The organism is Pseudomonas sp. NGC7 (assembly GCF_047159675.1).
In the GTDB taxonomy this organism is placed as follows: Bacteria; Pseudomonadota; Gammaproteobacteria; order Pseudomonadales; family Pseudomonadaceae; genus Aquipseudomonas; species Aquipseudomonas kermanshahensis.
This window is the reverse complement of the sequence record NZ_BAAFZY010000001.1, coordinates 2156550-2176110: the sequence shown is the minus strand read 5'-3', so window position 1 is coordinate 2176110 and position 19561 is coordinate 2156550. Positions and strand designations below refer to the sequence as shown.

At 62.2% G+C, this 19561-nt stretch carries 15 protein-coding genes; 1 reads left to right on the top strand and 14 read right to left on the bottom strand.

Features of this window, described 5'->3' with window-relative positions; all coding sequences use genetic code 11:
* Positions 1-15 precede the first annotated feature (15 nt).
* The 9 genes from purF to ACMCNM_RS09940 all read right to left on the bottom strand — a co-directional run bounded on the left by purF (position 16) and on the right by ACMCNM_RS09940 (position 10835).
* The gene (purF, locus tag ACMCNM_RS09980; RefSeq protein ID WP_027596720.1) at positions 16-1521 is read right to left on the bottom strand and encodes an amidophosphoribosyltransferase; all 1506 of its coding nucleotides are present in this window, start codon (positions 1519-1521) and stop codon (positions 16-18) included.
* Between the two features lie 42 nt (positions 1522-1563).
* On the bottom strand, positions 1564-2121 hold the full coding sequence (locus ACMCNM_RS09975; RefSeq protein ID WP_012313468.1) for a CvpA family protein: 558 nt from the start codon (positions 2119-2121) through the stop codon (positions 1564-1566).
* A 226-nt stretch (positions 2122-2347) separates the two neighbouring features.
* Complete coding sequence (locus ACMCNM_RS09970; protein ID WP_099453330.1) at positions 2348-3007, bottom strand: SPOR domain-containing protein; 660 nt, start codon at positions 3005-3007, stop codon at positions 2348-2350.
* Positions 3008-3011: 4 nt separating this feature from the next.
* Positions 3012-4298, bottom strand: a complete 1287-nt coding sequence (folC, locus tag ACMCNM_RS09965; RefSeq protein ID WP_412764279.1) for a bifunctional tetrahydrofolate synthase/dihydrofolate synthase — start codon at positions 4296-4298, stop codon at positions 3012-3014.
* Positions 4298-5191: an acetyl-CoA carboxylase, carboxyltransferase subunit beta gene (gene accD, locus ACMCNM_RS09960; protein WP_027596723.1), complete on the bottom strand. Its 894-nt coding sequence runs from the start codon at positions 5189-5191 to the stop codon at positions 4298-4300. The genes folC and accD overlap by 1 nt, the downstream gene beginning before the upstream one ends.
* 218 nt (positions 5192-5409) lie before the next feature.
* Positions 5410-6030 carry a phosphoribosylanthranilate isomerase gene (locus ACMCNM_RS09955; protein ID WP_412764278.1) on the bottom strand — a complete coding sequence of 207 codons (621 nt, stop codon included), beginning with the start codon at positions 6028-6030 and terminating at the stop codon, positions 5410-5412.
* 59 nt (positions 6031-6089) lie between these two features.
* On the bottom strand, positions 6090-6947 hold the full coding sequence (gene truA, locus ACMCNM_RS09950; protein WP_099453327.1) for a tRNA pseudouridine(38-40) synthase TruA: 858 nt from the start codon (positions 6945-6947) through the stop codon (positions 6090-6092).
* Between the two features lie 110 nt (positions 6948-7057).
* Positions 7058-9760, bottom strand: a complete 2703-nt coding sequence (locus ACMCNM_RS09945) for a FimV/HubP family polar landmark protein (RefSeq protein WP_412764277.1) — start codon at positions 9758-9760, stop codon at positions 7058-7060.
* 70 nt (positions 9761-9830) lie between these two features.
* Entirely contained in the window at positions 9831-10835 is a 1005-nt protein-coding gene (locus ACMCNM_RS09940; protein ID WP_412764276.1) for an aspartate-semialdehyde dehydrogenase, read from the bottom strand.
* A 210-nt stretch (positions 10836-11045) separates the two neighbouring features.
* Between ACMCNM_RS09940 and ACMCNM_RS09935 the strand changes: the two genes are divergently transcribed.
* A complete protein-coding gene (locus ACMCNM_RS09935; RefSeq protein ID WP_412764275.1) occupies positions 11046-14120 on the top strand; it encodes a TagA domain-containing protein in 3075 nt (1024 codons plus the stop codon).
* Between the two features lie 111 nt (positions 14121-14231).
* Here ACMCNM_RS09935 and asd read toward each other — a convergent pair whose 3' ends face one another.
* The 5 genes from asd to leuC all read right to left on the bottom strand — a co-directional run bounded on the left by asd (position 14232) and on the right by leuC (position 19532).
* Complete coding sequence (asd, locus tag ACMCNM_RS09930; protein ID WP_027596728.1) at positions 14232-15344, bottom strand: aspartate-semialdehyde dehydrogenase; 1113 nt, start codon at positions 15342-15344, stop codon at positions 14232-14234.
* Positions 15345-15407: 63 nt separating this feature from the next.
* Positions 15408-16490: a 3-isopropylmalate dehydrogenase gene (gene leuB / locus ACMCNM_RS09925; protein WP_186682030.1), complete on the bottom strand. Its 1083-nt coding sequence runs from the start codon at positions 16488-16490 to the stop codon at positions 15408-15410.
* Between the two features lie 54 nt (positions 16491-16544).
* Positions 16545-17309 (bottom strand): class I SAM-dependent methyltransferase, encoded by a 765-nt coding sequence (locus ACMCNM_RS09920; RefSeq protein WP_186682028.1) that lies wholly within the window; start codon positions 17307-17309, stop codon positions 16545-16547.
* 148 nt (positions 17310-17457) lie between these two features.
* Positions 17458-18102: a 3-isopropylmalate dehydratase small subunit gene (leuD, locus tag ACMCNM_RS09915; protein ID WP_027596731.1), complete on the bottom strand. Its 645-nt coding sequence runs from the start codon at positions 18100-18102 to the stop codon at positions 17458-17460.
* On the bottom strand, positions 18099-19532 hold the full coding sequence (leuC, locus tag ACMCNM_RS09910; RefSeq protein WP_027596732.1) for a 3-isopropylmalate dehydratase large subunit: 1434 nt from the start codon (positions 19530-19532) through the stop codon (positions 18099-18101). The genes leuD and leuC overlap by 4 nt, the downstream gene beginning before the upstream one ends.
* Positions 19533-19561: the final 29 nt, after the last annotated feature.

Genomic DNA, 19561 nt, shown 5'->3' with positions numbered 1-19561 from the left:
GCCGTCGCTCCCTAATCAGTTGTTGTAGAGGTCGATGATCGCGCTGACCGCCTGGGTCTTCACCTTCGCCAGGTCGTTACGGGCCTGCTCGATACGATCAAGGTAGGCTGCGTCGATGTCGCCGGTGACGTATTCACCATTGAACACTGCGCAATCGAAGTGCTCGATCTTGATCTTGCCGCCACCGACCGATTCGATCAGGTCCGGCAGGTCCTGGTAAATCAGCCAGTCGGCGCCGATCAACTCGGCCACCTGTTCGGTGGTGCGGTTGTGGGCGATCAGTTCGTGAGCGCTCGGCATGTCGATGCCGTAGACGTTGGGGTAGCGCACCGCAGGGGCTGCGGAGCAGAAGTAGACGTTCTTGGCGCCGGCTTCGCGGGCCATCTGGATGATCTGCTTGCAGGTGGTGCCGCGCACGATCGAGTCGTCCACCAGCATCACGTTCTTGCCGCGGAATTCCAGCTCGATGGCGTTGAGCTTCTGGCGTACCGATTTCTTGCGCGCAGCCTGGCCGGGCATGATGAAGGTACGGCCGATGTAGCGGTTCTTGACGAAGCCTTCGCGGAACTTGACGCCCAGGTGGTTGGCCAGTTCCAGCGCCGCAGTGCGGCTGGTGTCCGGGATTGGGATGACCACGTCGATGTTGTGCTCAGGGCGTTCACGCTGGATCTTCTCGGCCAGCTTTTCGCCCATGCGCAGGCGCGCCTTGTACACCGAGACGCCATCCATGATCGAGTCCGGACGGGCGAGGTAGACGTGTTCGAAGATGCACGGCTGCAGTTTCGGGTTTTGTGCACACTGCTTGGTGTACAGCTGGCCTTCTTCGGTGATGTACACCGCTTCGCCCGGCGCCAGGTCGCGGATCAGGGTGAAGCCGAGCACGTCCAGGGCGACGCTTTCGGAGGCGATCATGTACTCCACACCTTCGTCGGTGTGACGCTGGCCGAACACCACCGGGCGAATACCGTTCGGGTCACGGAAACCGACGATGCCATAACCGGTGACCATGGCCACCACCGCATAACCACCTACGCAGCGGCTGTGCACGTGGGAAACCGCAGCGAACACGTCTTCTTCGGTCGGCTGCAGCTTGCCGCGTACGGCCAGCTCGTGGGCGAACACGTTCAGCAGCACTTCCGAGTCGGAATTGGTGTTGACGTGGCGCAGGTCGGACTCGTAGATCTCCTTGGCCAACTGCTCGACGTTGGTCAGGTTGCCGTTGTGCGCCAGGGTGATGCCGTACGGCGAGTTGACGTAGAACGGCTGGGCCTCGGCCGAGGTCGAGCTGCCCGCCGTTGGGTAGCGCACGTGGCCGATACCCATGTGGCCGACCAGCCGCTGCATGTGGCGCTGCTGGAAGACATCGCGCACCAAGCCATTATCCTTGCGCAGGAATAACCGGCCGTCATGGCTGGTCACGATACCGGCAGCGTCCTGGCCGCGGTGCTGGAGGACCGTAAGCGCGTCATACAGCGCCTGATTGACGTTCGACTTACCGACGATACCGACGATGCCACACATGCGACGCAACCCCTACTTTGACGAAACTTGAGTGAATAGCGCTCAGGGCTTTGCCGGCCCGAGCAACTGTTCCTTGAACGGGAGATCAGCCGGTGTGCTGATCACCCCACTGGACATCCACTGGCTGGTGAAACCCAGAATCAGGTTTTTCGACCAGTCAGCGACCAAGAGAAATTGTGGTATCAGGCGTGATTCCTGCCACCAAGTGTCTTGTTGAACCGGCCCCAGGCTAAGCAGCCCGATGGCCACTACCACCAGCAAGGCCCCGCGCGCGGCGCCGAAAGCCATGCCGAGGAAACGATCGGTACCCGACAGCCCGGTCACGCGGATCAGCTCGCCGACCAGGAAGTTGACCATGGCCCCCACCAGCAGGGTGGCGACGAAAAGAATGGCGCAGCCTGCGATGATGCGCATCGATGGCGTCTGGATGTAGCTTTCAAGATACACCGAGAGCGAGCCACCGAACATCCAGGCAACCGCACCGGCAATGATCCAGATGAGCAAGGACAAGGCTTCCTTGACGAAGCCGCGCTTGAGACTGATCAGTGTGGAGACGGCGATGATCGCGATGATCGCCCAATCAACCCAGGTAAATGCCACGGTGCTGCCTGCAGACGTTTGAGGCGGCGCATTTTACCAGAGCGGCGGGCTGGGGGTAAGCGGAATGTCGGGCCGATTAACAACTGCGCGATACTTGTAGGAGCGGCCTTGCGTCGCGAAAGGGCTGCGAAGCGGCCCCTGCGATTCTTGTATCTAAGCCAGGAGCCTGGGGCCGCTTCGCAGCCCTTTCGCGACGCAAGGCCGCTCCTACAAAGAGGCAGCGCTATCAGCCGCGCTCGGGCTGGAAGCGCACCACAAAGCCTTTGAGGCTGTGCTTGCGGTTGATTGCATCACGTACGCGCTCGGCCTCGGCGCGCTCGATCAGTGGCCCGACATACACCCGGTTCATACCACCCGCCGAGCGGATGTAGGCGTTGTAGCCCTGGCTTCGCAACGTCTGCTGCAGGCTTTCAGCCCCGGCACGATTGGAAAGGCTGGCCAGCTGGATAGACCAACTGACCGGCAACCCATTCACGTCGATCTTAGACGGCGCTGCCGGCTTGGCGGCGGCAACGGCAGGCGCAGGGGTGGCGGCCGGTGTGGCTTCAACCTTGGGCGCTGGCGGCTTGGCAGCCTGGGCCTGCGTTTGCGTCTGCGGGGATGGCGTAATCGGCTGGCTAGGCGTGCTGGCTGGCGCGGTAGACTCGTCAACCACCACCGGTGGCTGCTGCGGCTCTTCCGGAAGGACCTGCGGCTCCGGCACGGCGACCGGCTCCACTTGCACCTCTGGCAGGCTCGGCATGGCCGGCGCCTGCGGGGCCTCGACACGCACCTGGCGCATCTCGTCCTCGCGGGTGAACAGCATCGGCAGGAAGATCACCGCCAGCGCCACCAGCACCAACGCACCTACCATGCGCTGTTTCATCCCTTTATCCAGCACTGCCATCTACTCAACCCTCCGGGGCCTGCCGCGCCAACCACTCCAGGGCCTGGGCGACACAGAAAAACGAACCGAACAGCAGGACCTGATCATCCGCCGTCGCCTGCGCGCATTGCCCTTCGAGGGCCGCGTCGACGCTGGCATAAGACTTCACTGCGGCGCCGAGGTTCGTCAAGGCGTCAGCCAGTTCTGCGGCCGGACGGCTGCGCGGCGTGTCCAGCGGTGCGACCGCCCAGTCGTCGACCAGCGCCTGCAAAGGCTCGACAACGCCCGGCAGATCCTTGTCGGCCAGCAGGCCGAACACTGCCAGGCGGCGCCCCTTGACCGGCCTTACCGCCAGGCGCCGTGCCAGGTACGCCGCAGCATGCGGGTTATGGCCGACATCCAGCAACAGCTCCACACGCTTGCCCTGCCAGCGCACTTCACGGCGATCGAGGCGACCGGTGATACGGGTATCGAGCAGCGCCTGGCGCAATTGACCGGCATCCCAGGGCAGGCCCATCAACAGGTAGGCCTGTAGGGCCAGGGTGGCGTTTTCCATGGGCAGGTCTAGCAACGGCAGATCGCGCAATGCTACCAGCGCACCTTCGGCCGTGGTCCCACGCCAGTGCCAGCTGTCGCCTGTGCTTTCCAGGTCGAAGTCACGCCCACGCAAGAACAACGGCGCCGCCAGCTCATGGGCCTTGTCCAGCAAGGGCTGCGGCGGGTCAAGGTCGCCACACAGCGCCGGCTTGCCAGCGCGGAAGATGCCGGCCTTTTCGAAAGCGACAAGCTCACGCGTATCACCCAGGTAATCGACATGGTCGACGCCGATGCTGGTCACCAGCGCCAGGTCGGCATCCACCACGTTCACGGTGTCCAGACGGCCACCGAGCCCCACTTCGAGCACCACGGCATCCAGCTTGGACTGGTAGAACAACCAGAACGCCGCCAGGGTGCCCATCTCGAAATAGGTCAGGGAAATGTCGCCTCGCGCCGCCTCGACGGCGGCGAAGGCTTCGCACAGGCGCTCATCACTGGCCTCTTGGCCATCGATGAACACCCGCTCGTTGTAACGCAACAGGTGTGGCGAGCTGTACACGCCCACCTTGAGCCCCTGGGCACGCAGCATCGCGGCGACGAAGGCGCAGGTGGAACCCTTGCCATTGGTGCCAGTGACGGTCACCACGCGCGGCGCCAACTTGCCCAGCGCCAGGCGGGCAAGCACGTTCTGCGAACGCTCCAGCCCCATGTCGATGGCCGAAGGGTGCAACTGCTCGAGGTAGGCGAGCCATTCGCCCAGGGATCGTTGTTTCATCACGCGACCGCAGCCGCCTCACGTGCCTGCTCCGGGGTTTCCTGGCCGGTCATCTGCGCCAGCAGACGGGCCAGGCGCGGGCGCAGTTCGCCACGGGAGATGATCAGGTCGATAGCGCCGTGTTCCAGCAGGAACTCGCTGCGCTGGAAGCCTTCTGGCAGCTTCTCGCGTACGGTCTGCTCGATCACGCGCGGGCCGGCAAAGCCGATCAGTGCCTTGGGCTCGCCGACGATGACGTCGCCCAGCATCGCCAGGCTGGCGGAAACGCCGCCGTAGACCGGGTCGGTCAGCACGGAGATGAACGGAATGCCTTCTTCACGCAGGCGCGCCAGCACAGCCGAGGTCTTGGCCATCTGCATCAGCGAGATCAGCGCTTCCTGCATACGTGCGCCACCGGAGGCCGAGAAACAGACCATTGGGCAGCGGTTTTCCAAGGCGTAGTTGGCGGCGCGAACGAAACGCTCACCGACGATGGCACCCATGGAGCCGCCCATGAAGGAGAATTCGAACGCGCTGACCACGATCGGCATGCCCATCAGGGTACCGCTCATGGAGATCAGCGCGTCTTTTTCGCCGGTCTGCTTCTGCGCACCGGTGAGGCGGTCCTTGTACTTCTTGCCATCGCGGAATTTCAGGCGGTCGACCGGCTCCAGCTCGGCGCCCAGCTCAGCACGGCCTTCGGCGTCGAGGAAGATGTCGATACGCGCACGTGCGCCGATGCGCATGTGGTGGTTGCACTTAGGGCAGACATCGAGGGTCTTTTCCAGCTCCGGACGATACAGCACGGCCTCGCAAGCCGGGCACTTGTGCCACAGGCCTTCAGGCACCGAGCTCTTCTTCACCTCGGAACGCATGATCGAAGGGATCAGTTTGTCGACTAACCAGTTGCTCATGCTTTCTTTCTCCAGTATCGGCGGGCGGGGGCCGGCGTAACCGGCCTGCCCTGCCCTTGAGCTCAAAATCTTTTATGAAACGATGATGGCACGGCCGCCGGGGCTTCCGGCGCGCCGCGCCACCGTTAATGTGTTGTTCGCCCACCGCATCGGCGGGCGCCCCGCAGGGGCTGCGATAGCTATGGACGATGGTGCGCCGCCAACCGTCACATCCACCGTCACGCCTGTTTCACCGCACGCATGAAGGCTTCGATCTTTGCCGCATCCTTGATGCCCTTGGCCTGCTCCACACCGCCGCTGACATCCACCGCATAAGGCCTGACCTGGGCAATGGCCCGGCCGACATTCTGCGCGTCCAGGCCACCGGCCAGGATAATCGGCTTGCTCAGGCGCGCCGGCACCAGCGACCAGTCAAAGGCTTCACCCGTGCCCCCGGGCACGCCGGGCACATAGGTGTCCAGCAAGATACCGCAGGCGCCAGCATAAAGCCGGCAGGCCGCTTCCAGATCATCACCCGGGCGCACGCGCAGGGCCTTGATCCAGGGGCGATGGAAGCCTTCACAGTCTTGCGGGGTTTCGTCGCCGTGGAACTGTAGCAGGTCCAGGGGAACCACTTCGAGGATCTCGTTCAGCTCGCAACGCGAGGCGTTGACGAACAACCCGACGGTGGTCACGAACGGCGGCAGCTCGGCAATGATCGCGCGCGCCTGGCGCACGTCCACGGCACGCGGGCTCTTGGCGTAGAAGACGAAGCCGATGGCATCGGCCCCCGCCTCGGCGGCAGCCAGCGCGTCTTCGATGCGGGTAATCCCGCAGATCTTGCTGCGAACGTTGCTCATGGACTGCGAACCCTGCTGTTTCGGTGAAGGCCGGATGTTAGCAAAAGGCTTTTGGCCCGTCAGTCTGCCAATGCCTCGTAGCCGGTCAAAAAGTGTGGGCCGATGTAACGCTGGGGCAATTGGAAGGCTTCGGGGTATTCCACTTGCACCAGGTACAAACCGTACGGGTGTGCCGTCACCCCACCCTCGCGGCGGTTGCGCCCTTCCAGTACTTCCCGCGCCCAGGTGGCGGGCCGCTCACCCGCGCCGATGGTCATCAACACACCGGCGATGTTACGCACCATGTGGTGCAGGAACGCCGTGGCGCGCACGTCCAGCACGATCATCTGGCCATGGCGGGTGACGCGCAGGTGATGGATGTGTTTGATCGGCGACTTGGCTTGGCACTGGCTGGCGCGGAAGGCGCTGAAGTCATGGGTACCGAGCAGGAACTCGGCGGCTTCGGCCATGCGCTCGACATCCAGCGGGCGGTGGTTCCAGGTCACCTCCTCGGCCAGGTGCGCGGGGCGGATCGGGTCGTTGTAGATGACGTAGCGGTAACGCCGGGCGGTGGCCTTGAAGCGGGCATGGAAGTCCGCCGGCATCGGGCGCGACCAGACCACACTGATGTCGTGGGGCAGGTTGAAATTGGTGCCCAGGGTCCAGGCGCGCTCATCGCGGATGGCGCGCGTGTCGAAGTGCACGATTTGCCCGCAACCGTGAACCCCGGCATCAGTACGCCCGGCACAGATCACGGAAATCGGCTCGTTCGCGACTTTCGACAACGCCTGCTCGAGGGCTTGCTGGACGCTGGGCACGCCGCTGGCCTGGCGCTGCCAGCCGCGGTAGCGCGAGCCCTTGTATTCCACGCCCAGGGCGATGCGGGAGTAGCCTTCAGCCGCAGATTCGGCGGTGGTGTCGATGATGTCCAAAAGCATGAAACCTGTGGTGATTACGCAATGGCGGGATTATAACGACAACGGCAGCCCTGTTGGGCTGCCGTTGGGGGTGGTTACATCTGTTTAGCCGCGAGACCTCAGAACGGGGCTCAGACCAACCGAGACAACAGGTCCTCGGCTTCCTGACGCTGCGTCCCGTCGCCGTCCTTGACGACTTCATCGAGGATGTCACGGGCGCCCTGGTGGTCGCCCATGTCGATGTAGGCGCGCGCCAGGTCGAGCTTGGTGGCGACTTCATCACTGCCAGAGAAGAAGTCGAAGTCCAAGTCGTCCAGCGGCTCGGGCTCGGGCTGCTCAACGGCGTCTTCAGCGGTGAAGTGCGGTTCCAGCGAAGGCGACTCGAGGTTCTGGGACAGCTTGTCCAGCTCCGCGTTGACGTCATCCAGCTCCGAAGCAAAGCTCTTGGCAGCCGGCGAGTCATCCTCCAGCGACAGCGAAAGGTCGAAGTCCGACGGCAGGTCCAGTTCGGTGGTCGGGTCAAACGCCGGCACGCTGTCGAAGGCTGCCAGCTCGTCGGCAACGTCTACCGGCGTCTGTTCGGCGACAGCCGGGGCTACGGGCTCGCTGACGTCGAGGTCGAAATCATCCAGATCGGCAACGGGCTGCGGCTCGGCCTGCGCCAGCATCGCCTCGAAATCAGCATCGGCATCGGCTGCGACGTCTGTTTCAGCGTCTTTTTCAGCGTCAGCTTGCAGCTCAGCCTCCACGGCAGCGGGCTGTTCCTCTACCTGCACTTCGTCCAGCACTGGCTCGTCGAGCAGCGGCGCTGCCAACGGGTCTTCCTCGGGCAGGTCTTCACCCAGACTCAGGTCGAAGTCACTGTCCAGGTCCGACGCATCAAGCGCTGGAACTTCGCTGATGGCCTCGACCTCAGGCTCAACGATGTCGTCCAGCGCTTGCTCTGCGACGAAATCGGGCTCCGACAGCACCTCTGGCTCGGCCTCTGACGCGCCCTCGGGCACGATGTCTTCAACCACCGGCGCCTCAGGCTGGTCCTGCAGCAGGCCCTGCACGTACTGCTCATCCATCTCGGCAGCCAACGCTGCCGCACCCAAACCGGCGGCGGCCAGCCCCAGCATGGCTGGGAAACGGCCTTTGAGTTCGTCAACCTGAGCAACATTCTGCTCAGTCGCTGGCAGCACACGCTCCTGCTCGACGAACGCACTGTGATCACCCTGACGGGCATACACTTCCATCAGTTTCAGGCGCAGTACGTCACGCTCAGGCGCTGCGGCAAGGGCCGTTTCAAGCAGCTCGGCGGCATGGTTCAGGCGGCCGCTTTGCAGGCTTTGCTCGACTTCCGCCAACAGGGCGGCCGTCGTGTCTGGCTGCGGCGCTGGCTCTGCGAGCGCGACCGCGGGCTTTTCTGCAGCAGTGGCGGCAGCAGCAGACGCCGCGACCACCGCTGGCGACAGCGTTACGCTCGGCGCAGAGACCTCCAGGCCTTCAAAGCTGTCGGCATCGATATCCAGGCCCGCACCCTGCTCTTCCTCAGCCAAGGCCCGCGCCATGCGCAGGTGTTTCTCGGCTTCTTCCTGGGCCTTGCGCTTGCGCATCAACAGCACCAGCAGCAGCAACAGCACGAGGAACGCAGACCCTGCAATCAGCCACAGCAGCAACGGGTTGCCAAGCACGCCGTCAGCGCGCGGCTGGGCGTCAGGCACACTGGCCGGCGCTGTATCGACGGCCGCCGGTGCAGGTTTTACGTCCGGCTCGGCGTTAGCTGCCGGATTGGCCGGCGCAGGCTCGCCTGGCAGCGCAGCGGCGACTGGCGCCTCACCTGCTGCGCCCTGGGCTTCAAGCCGGGCCAACTGGTCGTTTTTCAGTGCGATCAGACGCTGCAGCTTGTCCAGTTGGCTCTGCAGGTCCGCCATGCGGCTCTTGAGCTCATCGTTGTCACGACGGCTGGTATCGAGGCTTTCCTGGGCCACGGCCAGTTTGTCGTTCAGGCCTTTGGCCGGCGCAGCACCTGCCTGGTTGCCGGGGCTGACCAGGCGCAGGTTGTCACCCTGGGCAATGCGCTCTGGCGCGGCCTCGGCGGCACCGCGGCGGGTGGCGTCGAGCTGACGGGCACGCGGCCCCAGGCGCCGGCCTTCACGCCAGGCCGCATACTGCTCGGCCACGTCGCGAACCGCCTCGCCCTGAGCAATGGCCTGGATTTGTTGCTGGTCGGGCAGGCGCAGTACCTGGCCCACCTTCAACTGGTTGATGTTGTTGCCGATGAAGGCGTCCGGGTTCAGCGCCTGGATCGCAATCATGGTCTGCTGAATCGAGCCGCCCTGGCTGTTGCGCGCAGCAATCTGCCACAGGGTGTCGCGGCGCTGAGTGGTGTAGCTGCTGGCACCCGTCACTGCGGGTGCAACATTGCCTGGCGCAGGCTGCTTGCCCTGGGCCTTGGCCTGGTCGAGCAGGACGCTGTAGTCACGCAGCAGTCGCCCCTGCGGCCACATCACCTGCACCAGAAACTTGACCACAGACCCCGGCAGCGGCTGGCTGGAGGTGACGCGCAGCACGCTCTTGCCGTTGGGGTTGATCACCGGCGTGAATGTCAGGTCTTCGAGGTAAGTCGCAAAGGTTACCCCCGCCTTGCTGAACTCTTCCGGCGGCGCCAGGCTGGGCGCCACTTCGGCGGCAGTGAGGTCGCGCACGTCGAGCAATTCGATCTCGGCGTCCAGCGGCTGATTCTGTGCCGACTTGAGGGTCAGCTCCCCCAAGCCCAACGCATTGGCCATGCCCGACGACAGCGCCGAGGCAGCCGCCATGGCCAGAACCAGTTTGCGAATTCGAAGCATGACCTCTTCCCTTGTATGAATCGTCCCGAAACCTGCATGCAGAGCAGGACAAAAGTGCTCGCAGTATCTTTTACAGCCTGTGTTTAATCAACAATTGCGCCACTTGCACAGCATTGAGCGCGGCGCCTTTGCGCAGGTTGTCGGTGGTCAGCCAGAGGTTGAGCTGCTGGTCGTCATCGACACCATGGCGTACACGTCCAACATAGACCACGTCTTGGCCCACTGCGTCACCTACCGGCGTCGGATAATCGTCTCGCTCGACCAGCTCGACGCTGTCGGCACTCTCCAACGCAGCATTGACTGCCACCAGGTCTACCGGTTTACGGCTTTGCACCGCCACACTGAAGCTATCGCCGAAAAACACCGGGACTTGAATGCAGGTCACGGAAATCTTCAGCTCGGGCTGCCCCAGCAACTCGCGCAGCTCGCTGACCAGACGCCGCTCAAGGCCAGCATGGCCTTGTTCGTCAACCGCACCCACCTGGGCCAGCAGGTTGAACGCCACCTGGCGGTCGAAGAAGCGCGGCTCCAACGGGCGGGCATTGAGCAGCTCGGCGGTTTGACGGGCCAGTTCGTTGACCGCTTCGCGGCCTTGGGCAGAGACCGCCAGGTTGGCCATGACCTGCACCCGTTCGATGTCCAGCAGGCCTTTCAGTGGTGCCAGCGCGACAGCCAGGGCAACGGCTGCAGAGCCAGGGCTGGCCAAGCGCGCAGGCAGCTTAAGGTTGGCGATGCTGTCGGCATTGGCTTCCGGCACCACGGCAAGGGCGTCGTCAAGGCCACCGGACAGGTCGATGACCGTGCAGCCCGCCTGCTGGGCTTTGTTGGCGAAACTGCGGCTGACGGCAGGGCTGGCAGCGAAGAAGGCCAGCTTGACCTGGGCGAAATCGAAACTGTCGACTTCACGCACCTTGATCTTTTTGCCTGCGAACATCACGCTGCTGCCCGCCGACTCCATGCTGGCCAGCAGGTGCAGGGTCGCGACCGGAAATGCCAGCTCTTCGAGGATCTGTACGAGGGTTTCACCGACGCTACCGGTGGCGCCGACGACGGCGATGTCCAGAGGTTGGGTCATGGAGGGGATCCTTTTGCTGAAACGGCGGGGGGGCGGCACTTTACTCGGATTATGGAACAACGAACACCCTCGATACGCCAGCCCCTCTGCGACCGACAGTCGAACATCAGGCCGGTGAGAACGACAGGCGCTACCTGACATTTTTGCCAGTTTCGGGATTTCTCGATCGCCACCACTCTTGCATGACGTCTGTTCATCAAGGGACACGTTATGCGCCCACTACTGGTAACAACACTTTTGTCCTGTTTGGCCACTAGCGCCTGCGCACCTCAGGATTACGACCCGACTAACTTCGCGGATGCGCCGAGGAATGATCTGCAGGGCACTCTGGGGGGGCAGGTAGATTTTGCCCAAACGCATGTGGTAGCGGCGACTCGCAGAATCTTCGACCCTTTTCTGGTGCCGCACAAAGCGGCCTTGGTCCTGTTCAGGCCCAACAAGCCCGTCACTGACGTTGAGATGATCATAACGCGGCAGGGCCGCACCACCACCGTACGCATGGATCGCCCGGAAGCGCTTCCAGGCACTGCGGTATATGACCAGACGGACACCTTCTCTGGAAAGACCATTGAAGGCAGCTACCCGAAGTTCAGGGAAAACACGTTCACCTATCAGATACCCTGGAACCTGTTCACCGCTGATGCACGCATCAGTTTTCAGCAAGCTGGCAACCCGAACAATAAAGGCTCACTACCCACTTACAAATTCGTGTTCATGACCCCTGAAAGCGAGGGGCTGACGCTGATGAACATCAAGGGCTGCATCTTCAAGGATGAGTCGACGTGCAGGGATACCCTCGAACAGTTCGACGGTGAGTACAACCCCACTGCCGCGCGTATTGCAGCACGGGAAATGCTCTCCGAACTGCCCACTCAACGCCTTCACCTAGGGACCGGCAAAGCCTACTGGCCACGCATCATTGCCATGGGCCCCGACCAAAAGCCGCATGTTTACGACAAAACGAATGGCATGGAGTGGGCTGCGTTCGGCGACAAGACGTTACCGGCCAAAGTGGGCATGGGCCACTACTGGCGCGCGGCTTCGAACCTGGGCGACAAGAAAGCGGGATACCCTGTGGCCATTACGGGGCAATTGCTTGACACGCCAAACGGCATGCCTCCATTGCCGCCAGGCGTAGCCGCCAGCTGTGGAGGTAACAGCTGTAATTACCCTTACTTCCCCGATGGCTTCTGGCATGAAACAGGCCACGCCTTTGGCCTTCCCCACGATACACCCCCACGCTACGAAGACTGGTCGTATAGGGCGTATGACAATGTCTTTCTGCCACACACACATCCAGACCCACACCGCTACAGTCTCCCGGTAGACTATTTGGGCTTGCACTACTTCGGCCAGGTTGTTGGATCACTCTCCGCCCCTCCTTGGGCTTCCGGTCCCGCTTCGGCGCCCTTGATTGACGAGTTCGAAAAACTGGGCCTGAAATCGACAGAAGGCGCCAGTTGGAAGCGCTATATTTCTCCCTATAACCACCAGCAGACGCTGCGTGTACAACAGCGCTTCGGACGGCTGCCGGACGGCGCAAAGTACGCTGATGTGTTTGACGACCACCGCCCGCCGGCCATTGGCGTCACTGCCGTTGCCGCCAAGGAAGACAAAGGCCTTGCGGTGACTGCCCCCTCTCACGGCCTCCCTGACTCAGGCATTCAGCAACCTGCCGCCCTACCGTCGTTGCTTTCGCCCGAATCAAATCAAGTCCCTACTGAAACTGCAGTGCCGGTACATACCTTGGTGGCGACCTTTTCAGACCCGTCCCACAACCGGGACGGCATCAACCAAATCTATCCGGCCATTTTGAGCAACTATGGGAATGTCTTCAGGCCTGCACAGTTATCTGCCAGTTCTGCGACCCGCCCACAGCGCAGCGCGAGCTATTCCGTATTGATGACGACAACCTCGCAATGCCTCGCCTCGGAGAACGACCTGCTGGTATTGAAAGCTTGCGATGACGAATCGGCTCAATTAACCATAGAAACCGTACCCCCTAATAACGCAGCGGAAGCGCCACTCGCGCCGATTGTCATCGTGCGTAACAGGGAGGGAAAATGCCTGGAATTCAATTTTCACTTTCGCAGTTGCGTCAACGCCGAACGACAAGTTCGCTGGCGCGGCCGCATAGACCTCACGAATCATTCTCGCCTGCTGAAGCTGCAAGAAAGCAACACAGGCAAATTCATTACCCCCACTGGCCCCCGCGACCTGGACTTGCTCCCCAATAGCAGCGATAACGAATTGCAACATTTCATGCCAGGCGACGATCACAACCCGCACAGTTATCGGGTCGATATTCATTACGCCAGCGGCGCCATAGAAACACACCCACTCTACGCCGGCCCCATCGCGAAAGACACGTTGAAAACGGCCGTTTTCAATGTCAACTCCCAGCGTAAACCTGTCAAAGCGGTGCTCAAGGTGGATAACGCCGTCGTTTATGAGCGACAGCTGGAAGATAACCGCCTTCCCCTGGTCATTAGCATGGGGGCTGAGCACGGCGAGCAGATAAATCAGGTCTGGGAGCCGCTATATCTGTATTCAAAAGAACGAAACGCCTGCCTAACAGCCACCGATCAAGGTTTGAAACTTGCGACCTGCAATGCGGACGCAATTTGGCGCCTCCCACCCAAGAATGTGTTCCCCCATCAGTTCGACGCATACGAGCCAGTCGACCTCTCGGGCCGTTGCATCAACGCCCGTTTAGCAACTGGCGAATGCCATTTCCCGCGCAAAGATACCGTTTGGTGGACACGCCAAGACCTGACCCAGACCCCGTCTGACATCTATCTACAGGAACTGACTACCGGAAAGTTCATCACCGCCAGCCAAAGTAACAGCACCCCCGTGCTTGCCCCGCTGACCTACAGCCCAGGCCAACGTTTCCAGAAACAAGCGCTAGTGAAGCTCACAGTGGTGCATAAAAATCGCTGCATGATAACTTCGGGCGAAACAGTAGCAATGTCGACCTGCGAGCCCAATCCCCTGAAAAGTTGGTACTGGATCAGCACGACCAACATACCAGGTGGAGGTAACGAGATCACACTGATGAACGGCGCAGGTCAATGCCTGAACGACGAGTTGAAGCTTCAGGGGTGCGCGCAACCGCGCGCGGACAGACTCACCTGGTTATTGCTAAGCGCGCAGCTCTACACGATTCGACTTCAGAACAAGAAGACTGGTCAATTCCTGGATGTAGGGCAGGATGGTACGGTTTCGCTTAAACCCTTGGGGGGTGACTCTCAGTTCTTTAGCTACGGACTTGACCAGCCGTGATTGCAGCTGACAAACCGCTCGATCGCGCATGAGCTGCCCATCGCCAACGCTGTGCAAAAAAAAGCCCTGCAAGGCCAACGCCTTGCAGGGCTTCGAACGCTCAAACCCGGCTCAACGTTCCAGCAGAATCCGCAGCATGCGGCGCAGCGGCTCGGCAGCGCCCCACAGCAGCTGGTCGCCGACGGTGAACGCGCCCAGGTACTGGGAACCCATGTTCAGCTTGCGCAGGCGACCTACCGGAATGTTCAGGGTACCGGTTACATTGGTCGGGCTCAGTTCCTGCATGCTGATCTCGCGCTGGTTCGGCACCAGCTTCACCCACGGGTTGTGCTGGCTGATCATGCCTTCGATATCGGCCAGCGGCACGTCCTTGTTCAGCTTGATGGTCAGCGCCTGGCTGTGGCAGCGCATGGCGCCGATGCGCACGCAAATGCCATCGACCGGGATCGGGCTCTTGAAGCGGCCGAGGATCTTGTTGGTTTCGGCCTGGGCCTTCCACTCTTCGCGGCTCTGGCCGTTCGGCAGTTCCTTGTCGATCCACGGGATCAGGCTGCCAGCCAGCGGCACGCCGAAGTTCTCGGTCGGGTAGGCTTCGCTGCGCATGGCCTCGGCGACCTTGCGGTCGATGTCGAGAATGGCGCTGGCCGGGTTGGCCAGGTCATCGGCCACAGCCGCGTGAGTAGCGCCCATCTGCTTGATCAGCTCACGCATGTTCTGCGCGCCGGCACCGGAGGCCGCCTGGTAGGTCATGGCGCTCATCCACTCGACCAGGCCAGCTTCGAACAGGCCACCCAGGCCCATCAGCATCAGGCTGACGGTGCAGTTGCCGCCGATGTAGTTCTTGGTACCGGCATCGAGCTGCTGGTCGATAACCTTGCGGTTGACTGGGTCGAGCACGATCACTGCATCGTCCTGCATGCGCAGCGACGAGGCGGCATCGATCCAGTAACCCTGCCAGCCCGCCTCACGCAGCTTGGGGAAGACCTCGTTGGTGTAGTCGCCGCCCTGACAGGTCAGGATCACGTCGAGGGTCTTGAGTTCTTCAATCGAATAAGCGTCCTTGAGCGGAGCAATATCCTTGCCCACGTTCGGGCCTTGGCCACCGACATTGGAGGTGGTGAAGAACACCGGCTCGATAAGGTCGAAATCCTGCTCCTCCAGCATCCGCTGCATGAGCACGGAACCGACCATACCGCGCCAACCGATCAGACCTACACGTTTCATCGCAACTACACCTTTGCTAAAAGTGGGCCGCCACCGACCAAAAACGGTGGCGGGCCAGAGAGATTACAGATTCCGCAGCGCTGCGACTACTGCGTCGCCCATTTCCTGCGTGCCTACTTTGTCGCAGCCGGCCGACCAGATGTCACCGGTGCGCAGCCCTTTGTCCAGCACCAGGCTGACCGCCTGCTCGATGGCCTCTGCGGCAGCGTGCTGGTTGAAGCTGTAACGCAGCATCATCGACACCGACAGAATGGTCGCCAGCGGGTTGGCGATGCCCTGCCCAGCGATGTCCGGCGCAGAGCCATGGCACGGCTCGTACATGCCCTTGTTGTTGGCATCCAGCGACGCCGACGGCAGCATGCCGATGGAACCGGTCAGCATGGAAGCTTCATCCGACAGGATGTCACCGAACATGTTGTCGGTCACTACCACGTCGAACTGCTTGGGCGCGCGCACCAGCTGCATGGCGGCGTTGTCCACGTACATGTGGCTCAGCTCGACATCCGGGTAATCCTTGGCCACGTCTTCGACCACTTCGCGCCACAATTGGCTGGAGGCCAGAACGTTGGCCTTGTCCACCGAACACAGCTTCTTGCCGCGCACACGGGCCATGTCGAAGCCGACGCGGGCAATACGGCGCACTTCGCTTTCGCTGTAGGGCAGCGTGTCATAAGCCTGGCGCTCGCCGCCTTCGAGTTCACGCTGGCCACGTGGCGCGCCGAAATAAATGCCACCGGTCAGTTCGCGAACGATGAGGATATCCAGGCCCGAGACGATTTCCGGCTTGAGCGACGAGGCATCGGCCAGTTGCGGGTAGAGGATGGCCGGGCGCAGGTTGGCGAACAGGCCCAGTTGCGAACGGATTTTCAGCAGGCCGCGCTCAGGGCGAATGTCACGCTCGATCTTGTCCCATTTCGGGCCGCCCACAGCGCCCAGCAACACGGCATCGGCCTGGCGCGCACGTTCCAGGGTCTCATCAGCCAGCGGTACGCCGTGCTTGTCGATGGCCGCGCCACCAATCACGTCGTGGGCCAGGCTGAAGCCGAGCTGGAACTTGTCATTGGCCAGCTCCAGCACCTTCACCGCCTCGGCCATGATTTCCGGGCCAATGCCATCACCTGGGAGAATCAGAATCTGCTTGCTCATGCTTTCCTCTATCCATTCAAGCGGTGCGGCCAGCTCGGCCACACCGAAAAAAACTCAGCGCTCAGCCCACAGTACCAGCACATCGGTGCTGAACGAGCCGTCGGCTTCAATCTGGTAATACTGCCGCACTTCCTCGCCCATGGCTTGCTGCAATTGGCGTATGGCCACACGCATCGGTTCGGGGGTACGCATACGCTCGACCCAGGTGCCAAACTCCAGGCGCAGCGGCTGGCGGGTGTGGCTGCGCACATGCAGGCCGGCTTCGCTAACCTGGCGTTGCCATTCGGCGACGGAATAGTCGCGCACGTGGCTGGTGTCGCGCAGCACCTCAACGGTTTGCAGGTAGGTGTCGAGCAACGGGCTGCCCGGCGACATGACATCGATGAAGGCCGCCACCCCACCCGGTTTCAGTACCCGGCGCACTTCGCGCAGGGCCAGGCCCAGGTCGCTCCAGTGGTGTGCCGAGTAGCGGCTGAAAACGAAGTCGAACGAGGCGTCGGCGAACGGCAGGCGTTCGGCGGCGCCGCGTTGCGTGATGATATTGCCCAGGCCACGGTCGGCGGCGGCACTGGCCACCACGTCGAGCATGGATTGCGACAGGTCGTAAGCGACCACTTCGGTGACAAGGGGCGCAACGTGGAAACTGACATGACCGGCACCGCAGCCCAGGTCCAGCACGCGAGCCTCGGCCTGGCCGGCCAGCGCGGCTTGCAGCAGGGCGAATTCGGTGCCCTGGGCGTGCACGGCGCTGCTGAGGTAGGCGTTGGCCTGCTCGCCGAACTGGCGTTGGACCACGTCGGTGTGGGTGGTGCTGGTCATGTATAAATCCTTTTGGTTTCTTGTTGCCTTTACCGGCCTTTTCGCGGGTGAACCCGCTCCCACAGGTACTGCACAAGACTTGAGGCAGAGGAGCTTCTGTGGGAGCGGGCTTGCCCCGCGAAGGGGCCAGCCCTGTCACCTACGCCTATCAGGCATCCCGAAACAGCCAAGGCTGGCTGGCGCGGTGCTTGGCTTCGAAGGCCTTGATCGAATCGCCGTCCTGCAAGGTCAGGCCGATGTCATCGAGGCCGTTGAGCAAGCAGTGCTTGCGGAACGCGTCGATCTCGAAGTGCAGCACCTTGCCATCAGGACGGGTCACGGCCTGGGCTTGCAGGTCGATGGTCAGCTGATAGCCAGGGTTGGCTTCGACCTGCTTGAACAGCTCATCGACTTCCTCATCGCTGAGGATGATCGGCAGCAAGCCGTTCTTGAAGCTGTTGTTGAAGAAGATGTCGGCAAAGCTCGGTGCGATGACGCTGCGGAAGCCGTACTCGTCCAACGCCCATGGCGCGTGTTCGCGGCTCGAACCGCAACCGAAGTTTTCGCGCGCCAGCAACACGCTGGCGCCCTGGTAGCGCGCGTGGTTGAGCACGAACTCTTCGTTCAACGGGCGCTTGCTGTTGTCCTGGTAGGGCTGGCCCACGTCCAGGTAGCGCCACTCGTCGAACAGGTTGGGGCCGAAGCCGGTGCGCTTGATCGACTTGAGAAACTGCTTGGGGATGATCTGGTCGGTGTCGACGTTGGCACGGTCCAACGGCGCGACGAGGCCAGTGTGCTGGGTAAAGGCTTTCATGCTGCGCTCCCTTGGATCAACTCGCGGACATCGATGAAGTGGCCGGTCACCGCAGCGGCGGCGGCCATGGCCGGGCTGACCAGGTGAGTACGACCACCGGCACCCTGACGGCCTTCAAAGTTGCGGTTGGACGTCGAGGCACAGTGCTCGCCGCTTTCCAGGCGGTCCGGGTTCATCGCCAGGCACATCGAGCAACCAGGCTCGCGCCACTCGAAGCCCGCTTCAAGGAAGATCTTGTCCAATCCTTCACGCTCGGCTTGCGCCTTCACCAGGCCCGAGCCCGGGACGACAATGGCCTGCTTGACGGTAGCGGCCACTTTGCGGCCCTTGGCGATTTCGGCCGCGGCGCGCAAGTCTTCGATCCGCGAGTTGGTGCACGAGCCGATGAACACGCGGTCCAGCTGAATATCGGTGATCGCCTGGTTGGCGGTCAGGCCCATGTACTTCAGGGCACGCTCGATCGAGCCCCGCTTGACCAGGTCAGCTTCGGCAGCTGGGTCCGGTACGCGCTGATCAACGGCCAACACCATCTCGGGCGATGTGCCCCAGCTGACCTGTGGCTTGATTTGCGCGGCATCCAGTTCGACCACGGTGTCGAACACGGCGTCTTCATCGGAGACGAGGTCTTTCCACGACTCGACGGCTTGCTTCCATTGCTCGCCCTTCGGTGCATAGGGGCGGCCTTCGACATAGGCAACGGTGGTGGCATCGGTCGCCACCAGGCCCACGCGGGCACCGGCTTCGATCGACATGTTGCAGATGGTCATGCGGCCTTCCATGGACAAGCCACGGATAGCGCTGCCGGCGAATTCCATGGCGTGGCCGTTGCCACCCGCGGTGCCGATCTTGCCGATGACGGCGAGGACGATGTCCTTGGCAGTGACGCCTGCAGGCAATTCGCCTTCGACGCGCACCAGCATGTTCTTCATCTTCTTGGCGACCAGGCACTGGGTGGCGAGCACATGCTCGACCTCGGAGGTGCCGATGCCGTGGGCCAAGGCACCGAAAGCGCCGTGGGTGGACGTGTGCGAGTCGCCGCAGACCACGGTCATGCCCGGCAAGGTGGCACCTTGCTCTGGGCTAATGACATGGACGATGCCCTGGCGCTCGTCATTCATCTTGAATTCGACGATGCCGTACTCGTCACAGTTCTCATCGAGGGTCTGCACCTGGAGGCGCGACACCTGGTCGACGATGGCGTCGATACCGCCCTTGCGCTCTGGCGTGGTCGGCACGTTGTGATCAGGGGTGGCGATGTTGGTATCGATACGCCATGGCTTGCGGTTCGCCAGGCGCAGGCCTTCGAAGGCCTGGGGCGACGTCACTTCGTGGATGATGTGGCGGTCGATGTAGATCAAGGACGAGCCGTCATCACGGCGCTTGACCTCATGGGCTTCCCAGAGTTTGTCGTAGAGCGTTTTGCCAGCCATCAGACTGTTCCTCATCAGCGTATTTCTAT